At 61.9% G+C, this 18,827-nt stretch carries 11 protein-coding genes and 3 pseudogenes; 6 read left to right on the top strand and 8 right to left on the bottom strand.

Going from position 1 to position 18,827, the window contains the following annotated elements; genetic code table 11:
- Positions 1 to 30: 30 nt before the first annotated feature.
- A complete protein-coding gene (locus tag M1B35_RS24020; RefSeq protein WP_268263296.1) occupies positions 31 to 1,032 on the top strand; it encodes an NADP-dependent oxidoreductase in 1,002 nt (333 codons plus the stop codon).
- Positions 1,033 to 1,129: 97 nt separating this feature from the next.
- Here the strand turns inward: M1B35_RS24020 and M1B35_RS24015 are convergent, their stop codons facing one another.
- Complete coding sequence (locus M1B35_RS24015; RefSeq protein ID WP_268263295.1) at positions 1,130 to 2,038, bottom strand: LysR family transcriptional regulator; 909 nt, start codon at positions 2,036 to 2,038, stop codon at positions 1,130 to 1,132.
- A gap of 85 nt (positions 2,039 to 2,123) precedes the next feature.
- On the opposite strand from M1B35_RS24015, the gene M1B35_RS24010 reads away from it, so the two are divergent.
- The 3 genes and pseudogenes from M1B35_RS24010 to M1B35_RS32380 form a co-directional block, all read left to right on the top strand.
- Positions 2,124 to 2,636, top strand: a complete 513-nt coding sequence (locus tag M1B35_RS24010; RefSeq protein ID WP_123334457.1) for an SRPBCC family protein — start codon at positions 2,124 to 2,126, stop codon at positions 2,634 to 2,636.
- A gap of 218 nt (positions 2,637 to 2,854) precedes the next feature.
- Positions 2,855 to 3,937, top strand: a pseudogene (locus M1B35_RS32385) (HAMP domain-containing protein); the annotation flags it as partial.
- A 345-nt stretch (positions 3,938 to 4,282) separates the two neighbouring features.
- Positions 4,283 to 4,798, top strand: a pseudogene (locus tag M1B35_RS32380) (methyl-accepting chemotaxis protein); the annotation flags it as partial.
- A gap of 305 nt (positions 4,799 to 5,103) precedes the next feature.
- Here M1B35_RS32380 and M1B35_RS24000 read toward each other — a convergent pair.
- The 3 genes and pseudogenes from M1B35_RS24000 to M1B35_RS23990 all read right to left on the bottom strand — a co-directional run.
- Positions 5,104 to 5,283: pseudogene (locus M1B35_RS24000) on the bottom strand (histidine phosphatase family protein); the annotation flags it as partial.
- 17 nt (positions 5,284 to 5,300) lie between these two features.
- Positions 5,301 to 6,338: an SDR family oxidoreductase gene (locus M1B35_RS23995; protein WP_123333268.1), complete on the bottom strand. Its 1,038-nt coding sequence runs from the start codon at positions 6,336 to 6,338 to the stop codon at positions 5,301 to 5,303.
- Between the two features lie 3 nt (positions 6,339 to 6,341).
- Entirely contained in the window at positions 6,342 to 6,761 is a 420-nt protein-coding gene (locus M1B35_RS23990; protein WP_268263294.1) for an ester cyclase, read from the bottom strand.
- 116 nt (positions 6,762 to 6,877) lie between these two features.
- On the opposite strand from M1B35_RS23990, the gene M1B35_RS23985 reads away from it, so the two are divergent.
- Positions 6,878 to 7,792 carry a LysR family transcriptional regulator gene (locus tag M1B35_RS23985; protein ID WP_268263293.1) on the top strand — a complete coding sequence of 305 codons (915 nt, stop codon included), beginning with the start codon at positions 6,878 to 6,880 and terminating at the stop codon, positions 7,790 to 7,792.
- Between the two features lie 32 nt (positions 7,793 to 7,824).
- Positions 7,825 to 8,859, top strand: a complete 1,035-nt coding sequence (locus M1B35_RS23980; protein ID WP_268263292.1) for an alpha/beta hydrolase — start codon at positions 7,825 to 7,827, stop codon at positions 8,857 to 8,859.
- A gap of 324 nt (positions 8,860 to 9,183) precedes the next feature.
- Here the strand turns inward: M1B35_RS23980 and M1B35_RS23975 are convergent, their stop codons facing one another.
- The 4 genes from M1B35_RS23975 to M1B35_RS23960 are packed head-to-tail and all read right to left on the bottom strand — an operon-like array spanning position 9,184 to position 18,762.
- Complete coding sequence (locus M1B35_RS23975; protein ID WP_268263291.1) at positions 9,184 to 9,594, bottom strand: GntR family transcriptional regulator; 411 nt, start codon at positions 9,592 to 9,594, stop codon at positions 9,184 to 9,186.
- 33 nt (positions 9,595 to 9,627) lie between these two features.
- Positions 9,628 to 11,274 carry an alpha/beta fold hydrolase gene (locus tag M1B35_RS23970; RefSeq protein WP_268263290.1) on the bottom strand — a complete coding sequence of 549 codons (1,647 nt, stop codon included), beginning with the start codon at positions 11,272 to 11,274 and terminating at the stop codon, positions 9,628 to 9,630.
- Positions 11,271 to 12,395, bottom strand: coding sequence for a Gfo/Idh/MocA family oxidoreductase (locus M1B35_RS23965; protein ID WP_268263289.1), 1,125 nt, complete (start codon positions 12,393 to 12,395; stop codon positions 11,271 to 11,273). Before M1B35_RS23965 ends, M1B35_RS23970 begins: the two co-directional genes overlap by 4 nt.
- Positions 12,388 to 18,762, bottom strand: coding sequence for a beta-ketoacyl synthase N-terminal-like domain-containing protein (locus M1B35_RS23960; RefSeq protein WP_268263288.1), 6,375 nt, complete (start codon positions 18,760 to 18,762; stop codon positions 12,388 to 12,390). Before M1B35_RS23960 ends, M1B35_RS23965 begins: the two co-directional genes overlap by 8 nt.
- Between the last annotated feature and the right edge of the window lie 65 nt (positions 18,763 to 18,827).

The raw sequence follows: 18,827 nt of genomic DNA, 5'->3' as shown, positions 1-18,827 counted from the left end.
CTCACACAACTCCATCGGAATCACCGCACGATGAAAGCGCTTACGTTCAAACGCTACGGAAAATCGCCTGGAATCGGCTTTGCCGACGTTCCTCGCCCACAACTGCAGCCCAACGACATTTTGGTCGAGGTGCATGCCGCTGGCATAAACCCCATCGACAACATGATCCCCACGGGAATCTTCAAGGCCGTGTTGACGTTTCAATTGCCAGCCATCATCGGCAGCGACCTGGCGGGCGTCGTGAGCGAGGTTGGAAGCGGCGTCACCCGCTTCAAGAAGGGCGATGCGGTTTTTGCCAATGTGTTCGACCTTGGCAATGGGGCAATTGCCGAATATGCGGTTGTCCCTGAACACCTGGCCGCGCCGAAGCCGGCCAATCTGGACTTTGTGCAAGCGGCCTCCATTCCGATGGTGGGCCTGACCTCCTGGCAAGCATTAAAGGAGCGCGCTGACCTCCGGCCTGGCCAGAAAGTATTCATTCCGGCGGGGTCCGGGGGCATCGGGACCTTTGCAATCCAGTTGGCTAAATACCTGGGGGCCAAGGTGGCAACCAACACCAGTACCGCCAATGTCCAGTGGGTGAGCAGCCTGGGTGCGGATGAGGTGATTGACTACAAGAAGTACGGGTTCGAGAAACTGCTGCGCGGCTACGATCTGGTGCTCGGCACAATCAGAGGGGACGCGATCGAGAAGTCCGTCGACATCCTCAAGCCTGGCGGCAAGATCGTCTCCCTGGTCGGGCCGCTGGATAAAGCGTTTGCCCGCGCTCGTGGGCTGAACGTTTTTCTCGGTTTTGTCTTCGGGCTGATGAGCCGAAAAATCGTGCGGCTGGCGCGGAAAAAAGACGTGGAGTATTCATTCCTCTTTGCTCGCCCCGATGGCGACCAACTCAATGAAATTGGCCAACTGCTCGAGTCCGAGCGCATTCGGCCGGTGATCGACAAGGTCTTTGCGTTCGAACAAGCCAAGGATGCACTCGACTACCTGGCCCAAGGCCGCGCCAAAGGCAAAGTGGTGATCAGGATCAAATAGACAACGCTGGGGTCATGGACATGACCCTGTTTCAACGACCCTCAGGGTCGCCAAAGAATATGTCGCCAGGGCCCTGGATCAATGGGGTGAACCGCCCTCAATCCAGCCTCCGGCAGGTATCGATCAACAGCGTGCGTAGCCACTGCTGGCCTGGGTCGTGATGGGTTCGTTCATGCCAGGCCAGGGTCTTGCTGAACCCCGGAACCTTCACCGGCGGTTCAAGCATCACCAGGCCATCGGCATGCAACGCCAGGCGACGCGGCACCACGGCGATCAGATCGCTGGTACGCAGGATCTCTGGGAGCACCAAAAAGCTGGTCACCGAGAGGGTCACACGACGTGATCGGCCGATGCGTGCCAGCGCCTGGTCGGTCACGCCCTGAAATGAGCCGCCGGAAGGTGAGACCAGCACATGATCAAGGCTGCAGAAGCGCTCCAGCGACCATGTTTTTGCAGCCGCGTCAGGATGCCCGGCGCGCATCACGCACACGTAGCGCTCATCGAACAACTCCGCCGCGTGCAAGCCCGGCGCAGTGCTGTCTGGCGTGACCAGCGCCAGGTCAATATCGCCACGGTCCAGTTGGCCCGCCAGGTGTTGAACATCGACCGGCTGCACGACCACCCGGATATTCGGCGCCTGCAGGCGTAAGGCGCTGAGGAATGGCACCACCACGGCCCGTAACGCGTAATCGGTGGACGCCAGCGAGACGGTCATCTGCGCAGTGGCTGGATCGAAGGCTTGGGGTTGCAGCATCTGTTCGATGTCACTGAGCAGTTGCTTGACTGGCACCGCCAACTGCTCGGCGCGCAGGGTGGGCACCATGCCGCGTTGCGCGCGTACGAACAGCGGGTCGCCAAAGCTTTCACGCAGGCGGGTGAGCATGCCGCTGACGGCGGGCTGGGTGAGCGATAAACGTTCAGCAGCGCGGGTGACGCTGCGTTCATCGAGCAGCGCGTCGAGGGTTTTAAGCAGGTTGAAGTCGAGGTGTCTGATATCAGAATTCATGATGTTCAGGATAAAAGATGGCGATTGGCGTTATTTCAGGCTAGCACCCAGCATGACGTCAGTCCAACAACTGTGAGTGCTGATCATGAATGAAATCCTCTGGCCGGAAGGCTATCTGCCTGGCTTCACCGAAAACTTTGTCTCCAATGAACTCATCGTCGCGGGCCTCGGCACGGCTGATATCTGGCCGTTACTGAGCCATGCGCCGCAGTGGCCGAGCTACTACGCCAATTCGGCGAACGTAAGGTTTCATGACGGCACGGGTCCTGAATTGAAGAAGGGTGTGCGCTTCTATTTCGAAACCTTCGGCTTTCCGGTTGAGGCGCAGTGCAACGAATTCGTAGCCCCCGCCGATGGCCAGCCAGCACGGATTGCCTGGCACGGTTGGGCGGGCGAGGGCGATAGTCGCCTTGATGTGCACCATGCCTGGCTGATCGAGGATTTGCCGGGCAGTCGTGTGCGCATCCTCACCCAGGAAACCCAGAAGGGTAAGCCTGCCGCAGAACTGGCGCTGGCCCGGCCCAATCCGATGATCAACGGGCATCAGGATTGGCTGGAGGGGTTGGTCAAGGCTGCGCGTGAGGCAAGCCAGTCCTGAGGCCTTCGAAAGTGCCTCGCTTTGAGGCTGGAAAATGTCTATGGGGGCGGGGGCAGTCCAGTTCGCCGTGCAAAAGCGCCCGGTATCGTTCTAAAGTGCGCACCGTCGCGGTCGATAATTCAGAGTACGCATGGGCTCTATCTCCTCATAACAACACATGCGACGTTCAGCGCTAGCGTTTCCCCTTGCCAAAACTATAAATACCCGCAGGTGAAGTCATGAATATCAAGCAGAAGCTGACCTGGGCGTTCGCGGCTATCGCGTGCGTCCCGGTCATCCTGGTCGCCGTTTTGGTGGTGCTGAATCTGCGAGAGGGGGCCCAGGCCAATTTCCTCGACAGCAGCGGTCGCGAGATCCGCCAGATCGACAATGGCATGAAGCAGTTTTTCGATGGCATCAGCCAAAACGTCGACTACGTAGCCAAGGACCCGCGGGTGGTCGCGGCCAAAGACCTCAAGAGCTACGCTGGCGCCGAAGCCGCGCAAATCCCCCTCACTCAGACCAACAAAGAACTGCTGGCGATATTCGACCAGTTCGCCAAAAGCCATCCGAGCACTGCTTACCTGTCCCTGGGCCTAAGCGACGGCGGTTACGCCAGTTGGCCGGACGACACCAAACTGAACAACTACGACCCACGCGTACGTCCCTGGTACAAAGCGGCTATCGCCGCGCCAGGCGCCACCGTGCGCACCGGGGCCTACTATTGGGCGCCGGACGATGTGACGCTGATCGGCACCGTGCACACTGTTGCCGACGCCGCCGGGAATATCCTGGGAGTGGTTGGCCTGGATGTGTCGCTCAAACAGCTCACCGAACTGGTGCGCAACATCAAGCTGGGCGACAGCGGCTACCTGATGCTGGTGGAAGCCAACGGCAACGTGCTGGTAGACCCCAGCGACGCCAAGCACAACTTCAAACCCCTGGCCGAGCTGGGTCCCAACTACGCCGAACTCGCCAAGCGAGGCGACGGCGTGACCCAGATCGAGATTGATGGCGTGCCCTACATGGCCAACGTGGTCAGTTCCAAAGACCTGGGCTGGCGCTTTATCGGCCTGATCAAGCGTGATGAAGTGATGGCCGACGCCACCCGCCTGACCTGGTTGATCGCCGCCATTGCAGCGGCATTGGCGTTGGTGTTCGCGATTGTAGGCGCCAGCTTTGCCAGCGTCATCGTGCGTCCGATTCGCGGCGTGGCCGACGGCCTGCAAGAAATCGCCGAAGGAGAGGGCGACCTGACGCGCCAGCTCAAGGTCCAGGGCAAGGACGAAACCGCCAGCCTGGCGGGCTGGTTCAACCAGTTCCTGGGCATGATCGCCCAATTGGTGCAGCGCATCGGCAACGCCTCATCTGACCTGCAGACCGCCGCCGCCGACTCCAGCGAAGTGGCCAACAACATGAACCAGGCCGCAGGTCGCCAGCGTGAAGCCGTGGAGCTGGTGAGCACGGCGTTCAACGAAATGGTCGCTACTGCCAACGAAGTCGCGCGTTCATGCAGTGCCGCCGCGTCGAGTGCCGACGAAGGCTACCGCGACGTACATGACGGCCAGCAGCACATCGGCGAAGCCACCGGCAGCGTGCTCAAGCTCAGCGAAGACCTGCAAAAGTCGACCCAGACCATGCAGTTGCTGGAGCAGGACAGCCAGAACATCAACACCATTCTCGACACCATCCGCTCGATTGCCGAGCAGACCAACCTGCTGGCGCTCAACGCAGCGATTGAAGCGGCGCGCGCCGGTGACCAAGGCCGAGGTTTCGCCGTGGTCGCCGACGAAGTCCGCGCCCTGGCTCGTCGGACAGCCGATTCCACCGGCGAGATCGACAGCTTGCTGGGCAATCTCGCCCGCCGCACCCAGGAAGTCACGCAGCAGATGCAAGGCAGCCTGCAGGTGTCCCACGCCAGTGTGGAACGCATTCAGCAGGCCCGTGACAGCTTTGACAAGATCCGTGGCTCGGTGGACTCGATCCGCGACCAGAACACCCAGATCGCCACAGCCGCCGAGGAGCAGCACCAGGTGGCCGAAGAGATCAATCGGCACATCGCGCAGATCCATGCCGATGCCCAACTGGTCGAAGGCTTTGCCCAGTCCTCACAGATTGGCTCGGGTCGACTGATAGAAATTTCTGGTCAGCTCAAAGGCCTGGTGGGTCGTTTCAACTATTAGCATCCCTGCCCGAATGAAAACGGTGAGCCCTCACCGCTTTCACTCGGCCGACCTACGCCGCTTTTATCGCTTCCACCGTTCCACTGAACGCTTCAGGCCGGTCTATCGAATCGCAGAGAGTCCGGTCTGAGCTGTCCTCATCAATAGCCCACTGGCCTTAGGCTGGGGGCATCCTTTTCAAGCCATGCAAAGCATGAACTCGGATATGACTCGCGTGTGGCGATCCACTAGACGTGGATGGGGCTCCATGGTCTGTGAAAAGGCACAAATGAGCTTGCAGATGTTTAAAGAATGCGGGGCGATTCAGTCAGTGCGCGCGGCGCGTTGCTTGAAACTATCACCTTGGCGGTTGCGACGAGTTGCAGGCTGGCGTTCGGAGCGGTATGGCGGATGATTTCGGATCGGTTGTATTGCTCAGTCCAGTCTTTCATCCCGAGCATTGAGATTTTTTCGGTCGGAACCATATTGGGCTGGCCGTGACGCATCGGGATTATTGTCTTGTTCACGGTTTGTTTTCGTCCTTGTTTTTCTTAAACCAGCCATGTTGCCGATACCACGCCACCGTGTCAGAAATTGTCTGCTCCAGTACTCGAAAACTCAGGCCAAGCTCTTGTTCACTCTTGCGGTGGTTAAAGCTGGTACGGTGCTCCTCCCGTATCAATAGGCGCAATGTCGCCATGCTCAGCAAAATGGGCTTGCCGGTAACGCGCGCGTAGACCTCCTGCACCGCCGCCAAAAGGTATAGCGCGGGCAGTGGCAGTTGCCTGGCCGGAGTTTTGACGCCCGCTATACGTCCCAGGACCGGTACCAACTGGCGCATGGTTAAGTTTCGACCTGCCGCGAGATAGCGCTCCCCTCGTCGTCCATGTTTGGCTGCGGCAATCTCAGCCCATGCCACATCACGGGCATCGACCACGGAGAAGGTGCCGGGGATCAGCCCGGGCAACTTGCCGTTGACGACATCCTTGACCAATTGTCCCGAGGAGGTCGGGCCCATATCGCCCGGTCCCCACATCCAGCCGGGCAGAACCATGCAGGCATGCATCTGGGGATGAGTTTCAAGAAACGTCAAGACGACACGGTCGGCGAGGATCTTGCTGCGGTAATAGTCATCCGCATCGGCTTCGGCCCGCAGGCATGTCTCATCGATAGAGGTGCCTGGGTCGCCGTCGAGCACGGCAATCGAAGAGGTATGGACAAACCGACGTATCCCCGCACGGTAGGCCTGGTGAAGCAGGTCTCGCGTACCGGCGACATTGATCTTTTCGAGCTCTTCCCAATGGCTGCCACCTTTGTAGTTGTCGCGAAAGAACGCCGCTGTATGAAACACCGTATCGCTGCCTTGCAGTGAGGTTGCGAACGCGTCGATGTCGGCCAGGTCGCCAACGACCAGTTCCACACTTGGGAGGTCGTTGAACTGCTGTTCACCTTTGTCTCTTGAGCGGACGAGAGCTTTGACGGCGTAACCACGTGCGACCAGTTCCCGCACCAAGTTATTTCCCAGCAAGCCGGTTGCGCCAGTAACGAATGCGTTGCGCATGGCTTAACCCTCTTGCTGTTCGGCTGACGGCATCAACATCGCGCTATCGAAAAAGACCTCTTCCCGGCTGACCAAACCGTCTCTGAAGGTGAAGTGTGCACTGTAGTGCACGGTAATTGGCTGCCCATGAGGCAGGATCACCCGGCCAGGGAGTACCAATGGGGCGGCGAAGGTGCCGGTTAACATGGCCGTCAGCGCCAAGCGGTCGTCAGCGACGATGAAGGGAGTGAAGGTCACTTGGGCATCAGGGAACGCTTCGAAAAGCGCGGTCTCCCGCTTGCGCATGGATTCGCGACCGCGTTGCATTCCCATGCCATCGAGGTAGATGAGGTCTTCGCAAACCAGCGAAAGCATCGACTCCATATCACGGCGATTGAAGGCACGAGCGGCGCGTTCTGCGTAGTCGTTGGGGCCTGTAGTCATACATTCCATTCCAGTCGTTTCGAGGGGCTGTAGATATACCGTTGAGACCTCGGCTGAAAAACAGCGACTACTGCATAATAGGTTTGCATATATGCACACCCTGGAGGATGGGAGGTATGGCGTTGCAGGCAAACTGGGATGATCTTCGTCTGCTGTTGGCGGTCTCGCGGCGCGGCAGTTTTCTTCAAGCTGGGCAACTGCTAGGTATCGCGGCGTCTACTGTGTCCCGTCGCTTGACCCAACTGGAAGCTGCCCTGGGTGAGCTGCTCGTTGAGCGAGGCGTTGAGGGCTGCTGGTTGACCTCGCGGGGTCAATCTCTGGTGGAAGTTGCTCTCGCTGCGGAATCGGGCTTGAGACGTCAAACGGCGGCGGACCTGTCCGAGGCGCAAACAGAGTTATATGGCAGTGTCCTGGTCAGTGCCGGAGAGGGCTTCTCTTCTTGTGTGTTGGAGGCCGCGAGTCGTTTTACTTCGCTGCATCCGCGCTGCTCCGTGGAGTTACTGGTCACCGCCGACTTTCACAAGATCGTTCGCGGTGTGGCGGATATCGCGATACGCACAGCGCATCTGGGCGAGCCATCGCTCATTTATCGACCCATAGGCAAGATTGCTTACGGCGTCTTCGCAGAGGCAGGGTATTTGAAGCGGTCTCCAGGGGTGACCCCGGCTACAGCGCTCAACATCGCCTTACTTCCGCCGCTGGATATGTTGCCTCAGATGCGTGCCGCAAAAGCTGCAGGTCTGGACCGTGCTCAAATCAGCGTGAACTCGTTCGCTGTACAACTGGAGTCGGTGAGGAAGGGGATGGGCGTGGCGGTGCTGCCGCGTATTCTGGCGAAGGACCTGACCGAATTGTTCCAGGAGCTTGAACTTCCTGATATGGAGGTCTATCTGGTAACCCGGCCTCAGGCGTTGAAGCAGGCGCATATCAGGTGTTTCTTTGACGTCTTGGAGCAGGTAATGCTCGACGTCCTCTGCGTTGAAAAGGTCGCTTCAGGGATTGGTACTGAGACTGAGATTCGAGCCTGTTAGCCGGAACTCTTGAAAGGAAAAAAGTAGTGACTATGCATAACGTCATCTGGATGAAGCGTTACCGCATAAGGTTGATTTCCGTCGTCTGTCTCATCGTGGTTATCGCTTTGGTCGTTCTCGCGCGGCTTGACAGTTATGGTCTGGATCGCAGAACCAGTGAGCCTTTTGCATTCGACGCAAATGGGCTGCACCTGGCCGGCACGCTCTGGCTTCCTGACCAACGTGCAACAGCGGCAGTCGTTCTTGTTCACGGAGATGGCCCCCAGGATCGCACGTCGCAGCAAGGTTACGATCCCCTCATCAATGCGCTTCTCGATGCAGGTATTGCGGTGGTTTCGTGGGATAAACCAGGCGTTGGGGACTCGCCGGGGAATTGGCTCAGCCAGTCCATGGCTGATCGCTATGTGAACGCGCGCAGCGCGTTGTCCACTCTGCGCAGTAAGCTGCAAGGAATTCCTGTCGGTGCGCTTGGGTTTTCACAAGCAGGCTGGGTACTGCCCCGCTTTGCGTCGGGTGAAGCGGACTTTCTTGTGCTTGTCGGAGGTGCTGTGTCCTGGCAACGGCAAGGTGACTATTACACTCGGACGCGGTTGCAACGCACAGGGATGTCCGAGCGTGACATTGACACAACGATGGCTGAGATGGCCGCCGCCGATGAGCGCTTGTTTGCCTCTTCGCAGGTGCCGCCGGTTACCCTTCTGGACGGTATAAGCCCGGAACGATGGGCTTTTGTGCGGCGCAACCTTCACGAAGATGCGACCAGCGCCCTAAAAAAGCTCGATATTCCGCTACTCGCGTTGTGGGGGGCGGACGATCTGAATGTGGATCCCGAAGTCAACTCAACCCTCTACCGAAAGACAGTTGGGGGCAACCATCCCGCCAACCGGATTGAAGTCATACCGGATGCAACTCATGGGCTACTGAGGGCCGCATCTTACAACACGCAACTCACCAGCGAATGGTCCTGGTTCACCACGATAAGGTTCCTGATGGAAAGTCGTCATGCCTACGCACCAGGCGCCCTTGAAACGATAAACAAGTGGGTTCATGCAAGAGCCGTCCAGTAGAACAGGCTCTGGTTGAAGCGTTGAAAAGCACGACAGGCTTGCCTGGGATCACGAGCCAATCGAGCATGTTTTTGAATGCGCCGCGCCGTTGATTCGAGGGCTATTCGCCTGGGATCTTCACCATGACCAGGGACTCAGCAAAGCGCAGGCCTGCCGAGTTACGGCGGAAAAACGACCTGGAATGGGCACTACCCCACGCAGCGTCAACAATGCGCTTATCTCGGTGGGAGAAAAGATCAACGGCTACCAACCCGAGTAATTGCCTTGGATTTTTCAACGCTTTGGCGATTGAGGGTTCCGTCGCCGGAACCCAGTCGCGTTGAGCTAGGCAGCGCCGTATTGGGCGATACGCCGTTGTGCCAGCGCCTCGCCCTCGGCCTGCGTCGCCGCGGTTTCATAACGAATGCCAAAGGCTTGTTCGCCCATCTTGCCCATGGCATCGAAATGCGCACGACGCGCCTCATCGGCAAGCACGCTGATCAAGCTGATACACAAATGGCCAAAGGCCTCCTTGTGCGTCTTCAACCACAGGCTGCGTAGCTTGCGGTCGGCGTGGGCTTCGTCGTCCCCAGGTTCCAGGTAGATCAACACAAAGGGTTCGCCATGGGCCATGACGGCCTCGATTTCGGCTTGCCACTGTGCACCGTAGCCCGGTACGACCACGTCGTTGCGCACGATGCAGAGTGGAAAGCGGCTGATGTCGTGAACGGTAAAAGGGTGAATATCCAACGGCATGGCTAATCTCGATCCAGGTAATTAAAGGCTTATTCAGCGCGGCGGGTGTTGCAGGGCTTCAGACAGCCAGCCCAGTAACTGCGTGCGTTGCTGACGCAGGAAAAAGTGCCCGCCGTCCACCAGGCGCCAGTCGAAACCGGCTGCTGCGTGCCGTTTCCAGCGGCGCGCGGCTTCCACCGTGACCAGGTGATCATCGCTGGCGGCAATCATCACCATCGGCACCGCCAGGGTCGTATCGGCTGCTATGCAGTAGCCTTCCGACAAGGCACTGTCGTTACGCAGGATGGGGGTGAGGGTACGCATCATCTGTTCATCAGCGAGGATCTGTTCCGGCGTGCCGCCCAGGTGTCGGACTTCGGCGGCGAAATCCTCCTCGCTGTAGTCCGACACTTTGCGCTGGATCGGCAAACTCGGCGCCGGGCATGCCATCAGGAACAGCAACTGCGCGTGGCGCCCCTCGCTGGCCAAGGCCCGCGCCACTTCGAAGGCGACTTTACATCCCAGGCTGCAACCCAGCAATGCCCAGGGTTTGTCGGTGTAGGGCCGGATCGCGTCGACGAGCTGGCGCACCAGTTGCGTCATGTCCTGAATGCTAGGCTCGGCGATGCGGCTTTCGCGCCCTGGCAATTGCACCGGGCACAGCTTCCAAGGCCCAGGCAGTTGCCATTGGCGATACACCGAAGCGCCGCCACCAGCGTAGGGCAGGGCGAACACCTGATAGCCGCATGCGGCGTCTGGCTGCTCCAGCGGGAACCAACGTTCGCGGTCGGGCGCTTGGCCGGCAAATGCCGCATCCAGGCGCTTGGAGCGCTCGACCAGACCGCGCGCCACCGTCGGCTCGACCAAGCCCTGTACCGGGCCTTTGCGCCACTGATAAATGCGGTAGTCAGCGGCACCGTTTTCCAAGGCATCGAACAGCGAAGAGTCCGGAGTCGCCAGGTACCGTTCCAACTCTTCGCGCAGTTCAGGTTTGCCCAGTGTCTTCAAGGCCGCATCCAGCCGTTGCCACACGCTGGCAGGTGCCGCCCGCCGTGCCGCCCGCACCTGGCGGCTGATCGAACGCTCGCGCTCCAGCACAAAGCCCGATTGCAGCAGGGCCTGCTTGACCAGGCTGACACTCTGGCCATCGAACACATCGGCATAGCAGAAATAACCACCGGGCTTGAGCAGTCGCCACACATGGGCGAAGAACGCCGGCAAGTCCCAGTAGGCGCCGGAGGATTCCAGGTTGAACACCAGGTCGGCACTCTGGCTGGCCTGGGGTAAACGGCAGGCGTCGGCGATTTGAAAACGCAGGCGCGGGTGCACATGGCGTTGGCGGCAGTAGCCGATATTCGCTGCGCTCAGGTCCACGCCCAGCAAACCGGTTGGGTTGAAATACCGCCCCATCAACGCCAGCGCACCGCCGCGACCACAGCCGATATCCACCAGCTGTTTGCCGTCGAGGGCTAACCCGGCGAGGGTTTCAAGGATCAGCCGCGCGTGCGCGCCGCCGGGTTCAGCGCTATCGAGGGCGTCGGCGCTCCAATCGGCTTCGCCCGCCACTGGTACATAGCCCCAATTGAGGTACAGCGCATGTTCAGCCAGCCCGGCAGCTTCCAGCACATCGGCCAGGCCCGCATAGGCACTGCGGTTGCGTTCGAGTAAGGGCGCGTCTGCCTGGGAAAAAGCTGCGTTCATGGCATCTGCTCCTGCATAAAGGTCAAGGGGTCGGGAAACGGCGCCGACGGTGCTGGGCGGCTGACCAGCAATGGCTGGCCGACCGCGCGCATGATGCCCAGCCAGGCCTGGCCATGGGCTTCCCACCATGTTGGCTGGTGGGCGGCGGCCTGCGGGTCCATCAGTTCGTCGAGGGCGGCGTGGATCGCCTGGGAAAAGTCCTGGGTCACGGCCTGGGCGAGGCTCGGCGCGTTCGCAGGGCCAAAGGTCAGTGCGGTGGGCTGGCGGTTGAAGCGGCTGGCCCGATGGGCTTCGGGGTTTAGCAGGTACGAGGCTTCAATGCCGTCCTTGGCGTAATCCGGCGCGTAGATCGGATGGCTCCACACCACCGGGCCATAGCTGTTGACCAGCGTGACCTGGCCTTCGGCGCCACCCATCGACAGGCGATGCATGACCAGGCTGTGATGGTCCGGGTCGGCCGGGTCCAGGTAGGTTTGCAGATGCAGCACAAACGGCACACCGGCAATACGTCCTTGCAGCGAACGAAACGGCCACGGCTCTTGCCCCTCAGGCTCAGGCAGCGGCAAGGGTGCAGAACAACTAAACGCCCCGTGAGTACCCGGCCCACCGAGCGCACGCAGCACGATGTCCAGGCTCGAATACAGCAATTGCAGGCTGGTGGTGATTTCCACAAACGCCGGCCGACGTTGCGCCGCGCTTTGTCGGGCGTAATCAATAAAGCGCTGACCCGCTGGCAAGTGCGGGTAGAAGCTGTTGACGTGATAACGCCGGCCGTGCAGCGCGGCGATGCCTTGCAAACGCGCAATGTCGGTGGGGTGCGCGGGGTGTTCCTGCAACACATGCATGCCACGTTCCAGCAGGGCCTTGGCCAGGTTCGAACCGTCGCCACCGACAATCGCGCTGCGCACCACCACGCAGGCGATATCGATGCTGTCCGGCAATTGGTCGACGCTGTGGTAAAGCGGCACGTGCAGTCGTTCGGCCAAGCCACGGGAGCGCGCACTGCCCCTGGCCAATATCCCGGCCAGGCGGTAGCGGCTACCCGCGCCTTGCGTCAGCGCTGCGAGGTAATGTTCGCCAAAGCGCGTGCCGCAGACGATGACGTTCACCGGCTTATGCATGGAGGGTGTCTCCCTGGAGCAGTTCGGCCAACGCTAAGTCCCACGCCTGGGGCGAGGCAGCCAAACGCTCCAGCAACCGTTGGAAACGCCGGATCACTTGCAGGCCTTGGGCTTCCTCCAGCCGGTCCACCCGCAGATCAAGGTTGTAGAGCAACGCGCTTTCTTCTTCTAGCACCTGCAAGTGCAGGTCGGTCGAGGGTTGCGAGGCCAGTTCATAGGACGGCATGCCCAACAGCGGGTCAGAGGTCTCCGGGATTGCGTAGGTGGTGCGCACCCCCAGCAGGCTGGTCATGGCAATGCGCGGCAGGTCGTCGTAACCGTGGGCCGACAGTAAGCTCGCGCCGTCCAGCAGTTCGGCCTCCAGGCGCCGTGCCAGTGCGGCGGCTGCATCGCGGGCCAGGGCCATGAAACTTGCGCTGTGGCGCTGGAAGGGCAGCAAGGCCGTATCGCTGGCGTCGAGCACCACATTCATGACCTGGGCATGCAGGGGTTTGCGCTCCGGGTAGTCCAGGCGCAGGCTGAACGCCTCGCGCTCGGTGCACGGCATCAGCGCCACGGCGTACACCGCCGCCAATACGGCCGTGGCACTCAGCCCGGCGCCCAGGCCATGTTCCTTGAGCCCCAGCCACTGCGCCCGTGGCAAGGCTTCACGCCACACCCGGTAGCGGGCGGGTGCTGTATCTGCCTTGACCGGCAGCGCCAACGCCGTCGGCCACTGCGCGCTAGCGGCGGTATAGGCTTGGTACTGCGCAGCTTGGGCCTGGGTGTCGGCGATGGCCGACTCGACGGTGTAGTAGTCCTGTGCGCTGAATTGCAGCGTGGTAAAGCGCCGTTGCGGGTCGCTCATCCACAGGTTGATCTCACGCAGGACGATGCGCACGCTTTCGATGTCGATCAGCGTGGTGTCCAGGCGCAGGTGCAGGCGCAGGGTGTGTTCGTCAAGGCGGCTCGCGTGCCATTCGAACGGCAGCGCGGCGGGTTGAGCGGGGTAGGACAGGCGCTCGCGCAACTTGGCCAAGGCCGCGTCGCGGGTGCTGATCGGCTGATTGCGCCAGTCGTACACAGGGATGTGGGTACGCGTGCCCTGCGCCAGCAATTGCAGCCCGGCGTGCTCGTCGAGGCTGGCACGTGCCATCGGGTGGCGGGCAATCAAGAGGTTCCAGGCGTGTTCGAACGCGGCCACATCAAAGCCTGCCGGTTTGTCGTATTCGACATACAGCTGATGGCCCAGATCATTGACGGCCAGGCGCCGACGGCGTGCACGCAGGCCGCTGACCTGGGTTTCACCGCTACGGGGCAGCGCATCGCCATTGGCGGCCAGCCACTGGCCGTCGCGTTGCTGCAATTCATTCAACGCATCCCGCAAGCCGGACCAACTGGATTTCACCGCAGGTTGTTCAACTGGGTGCAGCGTTTGCACCAGGGTGTCGACAAAACGCCCGAAGGTGTCCATCTCAAACGCCGCTTGCGCAGACAACTGCACCTGCAATTCCTGCTTGAGGGTTTCGCACAGGTCCAGCAGCAACAGTGAGTCCAGGCCCAGGTGTACCAGGTTGGCGGCATCGTCAAGGCTGGCGTCGTCACAGTGCAGCAACGTCACCAGGCGCGAACGCAGGTACGCCTGGGCCAAGGGCCGTGCTTGGTTGGCGCTGGCGGCGAGCAGGGCGGCGGTCACCTCCAGTGCGGGTGGCGTGGTCGGTGTGCCCAGTTGTGCCTGCACCGCCGCACACAGCGCGTCAGCGGTGTCGGCCTGGAACAGGTCCTGGGCCGACAGGTTGACGGCAAAGGTTTTGTTCAGGCGTTCGACCAAATCCAGCATCAACAGCGAATCGAGCCCCAGGTGCACCAGGCGTGTGTCGCCCTGGATGTGCGTCAGCGCACAACCGAGTACCTGGGCGATCTGTTCGCGCACGTTCAGCGCCAGCGGCGGCGCGGCTTCGACGCTCACCGCTGCGGGTGGCTGATAGTCGGCTGGCAAGCACGCGGCAAACCGCCCGGTGCCGGAGGGCACCACGCGCGTCCAATCGACCTGGCACGGCATGTACATCGCGCCGTTGCCGCCCAAGGTTGCGCCCAGCAATGCCAACCCTTGTTCGGTGCCCAACCCGAGCATGCCGCGTTGGGCGAGCTGGGCCTTGAGACCCTGGCGCCGTTCGCGGTCGATCTGACCCCAGAAGCCCCAGGCCAGGGCCACGGTTTTATGCCCTTGCTGGCTGCGATGCTGCGCCAGCCCTTCCAGTTGGCCATTGGCGAAGGCGTGGGCGCCCTGGCCGGCCGGGGCGAACAAACTGGCGGCAGACGAGAAATACACCGTCATTGCCGGGCTCAGGCGGTTTTCAAAACGCTGCAAGGCCAGGGCAGGGGTGAGCTTGGTCGCCAACGTACGGGTCCAGCTAATCGCCGAATAGCGCACCAACGGTGCGTCGTCAACGACCCCGGCCAAGTGCATGACCACACCCAATGCCGGGCCAGCGGCCAGGCGCTCCAGGGCGGCGTCGAACGCCGCCGGATCAGCGGCATCGGCGTCGGCATCCACGCTGATATTGACCCCTTGCGCACGCAACGCATCCAGTATTTGCGCTTCGGCCTGCGAGGCCGGACGGCGGGTCAATAGGACCAAATCCCGTGCGCCTTGCTGTGCCAGCCAGCGCGCGACGTTCAAGCCCAGGTCACACAAGCCGCCGATCAGCACATGGCGGCCGGTCGGCAATGGCTTGGCGGCGGGAATGGCGGTCGGCACCAGGGTCTGTTCGAACAGACCGTTCGCGCGTACGGCGCACACCCGCAAGCCGTCTTGCTCACCCGACCACAGCTGCAACAGCCGTTCGGTGAGGTGCTGCGGCGATACATCGCCACGGTCCAGCAGCAACAGCGACAGCGCCGGGTATTCCTGGCGGGCAACGCCCAGCAGCGCCGCGATGCCAGGCGCTTGCCAGTGCGGGGTCGCCTCGTTGCCGCTCACATTGAAGCCCTGTGCGGTCAGCACCGTCAGGCGGGGCGCAGTGGCGGTGCCCACCACGGCCTGTAGCAGGTTGAGCAACGCGGGGACGGGGACGTCAGCAGTGGCCGTCAGCTGCAAGCACACGGCATCGACGTTGCCCCGTTGTGCCAGCCAGGCTTGGAACGCTTCAGGGCCTGCACTGAGCTCCTCGATACTGCGGAATACGCAGCGGATATCGTGGTGATCAAACCCATCCGACAGTGCATGCAGGTCATCGGCCTGGCCGTCACTGATCCAGACCACTCTGCGCAGGTTCGCCGCACGGGTGGATGCGGCCAGCGGTTTCCAGTGCCATTGGTAGAGGCCGGTATCCTGCGCGAGGGGTTCGGCATGCTCGATGTGAAGGCCCTGTGGGTTACGGTGCAAGGTCAGGGTGTCGCGGCCGTTGCCGATGGCGTTGAACAGCTGCTCGATCAGGTTATCCACCGAGGCTGCAACGGCCACCTCTGGCCGTTGCGCCAGGATAATCTGCTCACCCAGCGCATGGGTCGGCAATTGCGCGCCAGGGAACCCTTCGCAGCGCACAAACCCGGCGGCCCGTGCAGCCGCTTGCCAAACGCCTAGGCTTGCGAACAATTCGCCGTTGCGTCCATCGCTGTCCAGTAGCGGCGGGACCATGGGGCCGAAGACGAAATCAAACAGCTTTTTCGGCTCGGTGATTTCGCGCATCAGCAGCACGCCACCCGGTGCGAGCAAGGTAGCCAGGTTGCCCAATACCTGGGCCAGGTCCGGCGCGTTATGCAGCACGTTGGCCGCGATGATCAGGTCATAGCCGGCCGCTTCCAGGTCTTGGCCAGCGACCGGCGCGTTCATGTCGAGCGGGCGGTATTCCATAAACGGGTAAGCGCTGAACTTGGCCTTTGCACGCTTGAGGAACAACGGCCCGATATCGGTAAAGGTGTAGCGTGCGCAGGCCTGCGGCGGCAACTGCGCAAGGACATCGCGGGTGGTGCCGCCGGTGCCGCCGCCGACTTCCAGGATGCGCAGCGGCTGCCGTTGGCGCGCCAGGCCCGCGACCGCGGCCGCCGCGACCTGGTTGAGGTACACCGAGTACGGCTGGTCCTGGTACATATGCTCGACGTCATCGGTGGCTGCGCCGGGGAACACCACGCTGACCGGGTCGGCCCGCCCGCACAGCATGTCGCCCAGGCGCGGCCCGGCGCGCTCGACCAGATCGGCCAATTGCCCGTAGCCCATGTCACGCATGGTCACCAGCCACGGCGCCGGGTCGGCGAAGGCCTGGCGCTGCAGGTTGCCATAGCGTTGACCGCGCACCGACAGCACGCCGCTGGACACCAGGTCACGCAGCAGCCGCGCAAACAAACCACGCAAGGCACGCGGTGCATTGGCCCGCTGTAAGCAGGCGTCCACATCCAACCAGTCCTGCTCATCACGGAACAGCCCCAGGGCATCGAAGGCGTTGCCCACGTAGGTGGCATGCAACGCGTCCACGCCTTGGGCTTCGCGTGGCAATGCCGACAGGTCCAGGCGTACCGACAGGCGCGCGGCGGTGTCGGCAGCGGCAGCGGTCATGGCCTGCCAAGGTGAATCCTGTGTGGTCGGCAGCGGCGTGCGCTGTGGCGGTTCATACCAGCAGCGCTCGCCTTCAAACGGGCAGGTGGGCAGCAACACGCGGCGCTGCGGTTCGCGGCGACCCAGCGGGTGTGCGTGCCAGTCCGGTTGCACGGTGCTCGCCAGCTGTTGCAGGGGCTGCTCGGCATCCAGGCTGGCCCAAAGATGCACAGTCTCGGCTGATTGCGGCGTAAAGCCTTGGTCCTGGCCTTCGGCAAACCCATGCAGCAAGCCCATCAGCTCACCGCGCTGGTTGCCAACCCAGATCAGGCGGTGCGGGTAGAGGCTGCGGTGATGCACGCTGGTGGCGCAGTAATCCCCCAGGCTCTGCTGCGACTCCCCGAGGCACCAGGCATGGCGGCGCGCCAACTCACGCAAGGCGCTTTCACTGCGGGCGCTGAGCACCAGCAGGCACGGTTCGTCACCATCTGCCTGCGCCTCGGTCTCGGGCGCTTGTTCCAGCACGGCGTGGCAGTTGGTGCCGCCGATGGCAAAGGCGCTCACCGCTGCACGGCGCGGCCCGCTGACATCCGGCCAGGGCAGCAGCATCTGCGGTACGTAGAACGGGCTGCTGTCGAAGTCGATGGCCGGGTTGGGTTGTGTGTAGTGCAGGCTCGGTGGAATCTGCCCGTGGTGCAGGGCGAGGGCGGTCTTGAGGAAACTCGCAACCCCGGCCGCCGTGTCGAGGTGACCCAGGTTGCTCTTGACCGACCCCAGCGCGCAGTAATGATTGGCGTGGGTATGCCGACGCCAGGCGCGGGTCAGCGCCTGCACTTCAATCGGGTCGCCAAGGGCGGTGGCGGTGCCGTGGGCTTCCACCAGATGAATACTGGCGGGATCGACTTCGGCCAGCGACAGCGCCTCGGCAATCACCCGTGCCTGGCCTTCCGGTGACGGTGCGGTGTAGCCGGCCTTGCCGCTGCCGTCGTTGTTCACCGCCGAGCCGCGCACAATCGCCAATACCGAGTCGCCATCGGCCAGGGCCTGGTCCAGGCGCTTGAGCAAGACCACGCCAACCCCATTGCCAATCGCGGTGCCGCCGGCCTGGGCGTCGAACGGTCGGCAATGGCCGTCGGCTGAAAAGATCATGCCCTCACGGTGGAAATACCCCGATTCCTGGGCAAAACCAATGCCCGCGCCGCCCGCCAGTACCATATCGGATTCGCCGCTGGCCAGTTGTTCGCAGGCCAGGTGAATGCCCACCAGCGAACTGGAACACGCGGTCTGCACGGTAAAGCTGGAACCGGTCAGGCCGAGTTTGTAGGAGACGCGGGTGGCCAGGTAATCCTTGTCATTGCCCACTAGCCGCGTGAAGGTTAGCGGCGAGGCGATGTCCTGCACCTTGTCAAAATGCGCGGCGCTGTAGGTGCTGAGTTTGCACGAGCCGATCACCCCGACTTTCAACGGTGCGCTCAGTTGCTCCAGCACCGCCGGGGGGTAGCCGGCCATTTCCAGTGCTTCCCAGGCGCACATCAGGAACAGCCGCTGTTGCGGGTCGATCAATTGCGCCTCTTGCTTGGAATAGCCGAAAAACGACCAGTCAAAGCGGTCGGCATCTTCCACCACTGCGGCGGCTGCGACATAGTCGGGGCGTTGCAGTAACGCCGGGTCCACGCCAACGCTGGCCAGGCGCTCGGCGTCGAAGCGTTCGATCAGTTCTTCGCCGTCGGCGAGCAGGCGCCAATAGTCAAAGATGTCGTTGGCCCGTGGCATACGGCAGCTGGCAGCGATCACTGCGATGGGCAGGGTGTCGCCGTAGTGGTCTTGCAGGTTGAAGCGGTTTGAAAGCGTCATGGCATCGCCTGTGGTCAAGTCGAGTCAAAATGCGCGGGGCAGGGCGCGGCGTGGTCGCCGCGCCG

The organism is Pseudomonas morbosilactucae (genome assembly GCF_023241665.1).
In the GTDB taxonomy this organism is placed as follows: domain Bacteria; phylum Pseudomonadota; class Gammaproteobacteria; order Pseudomonadales; family Pseudomonadaceae; genus Aquipseudomonas; species Aquipseudomonas morbosilactucae.
This window is presented reverse-complemented; position numbering and strand designations above follow the sequence as displayed.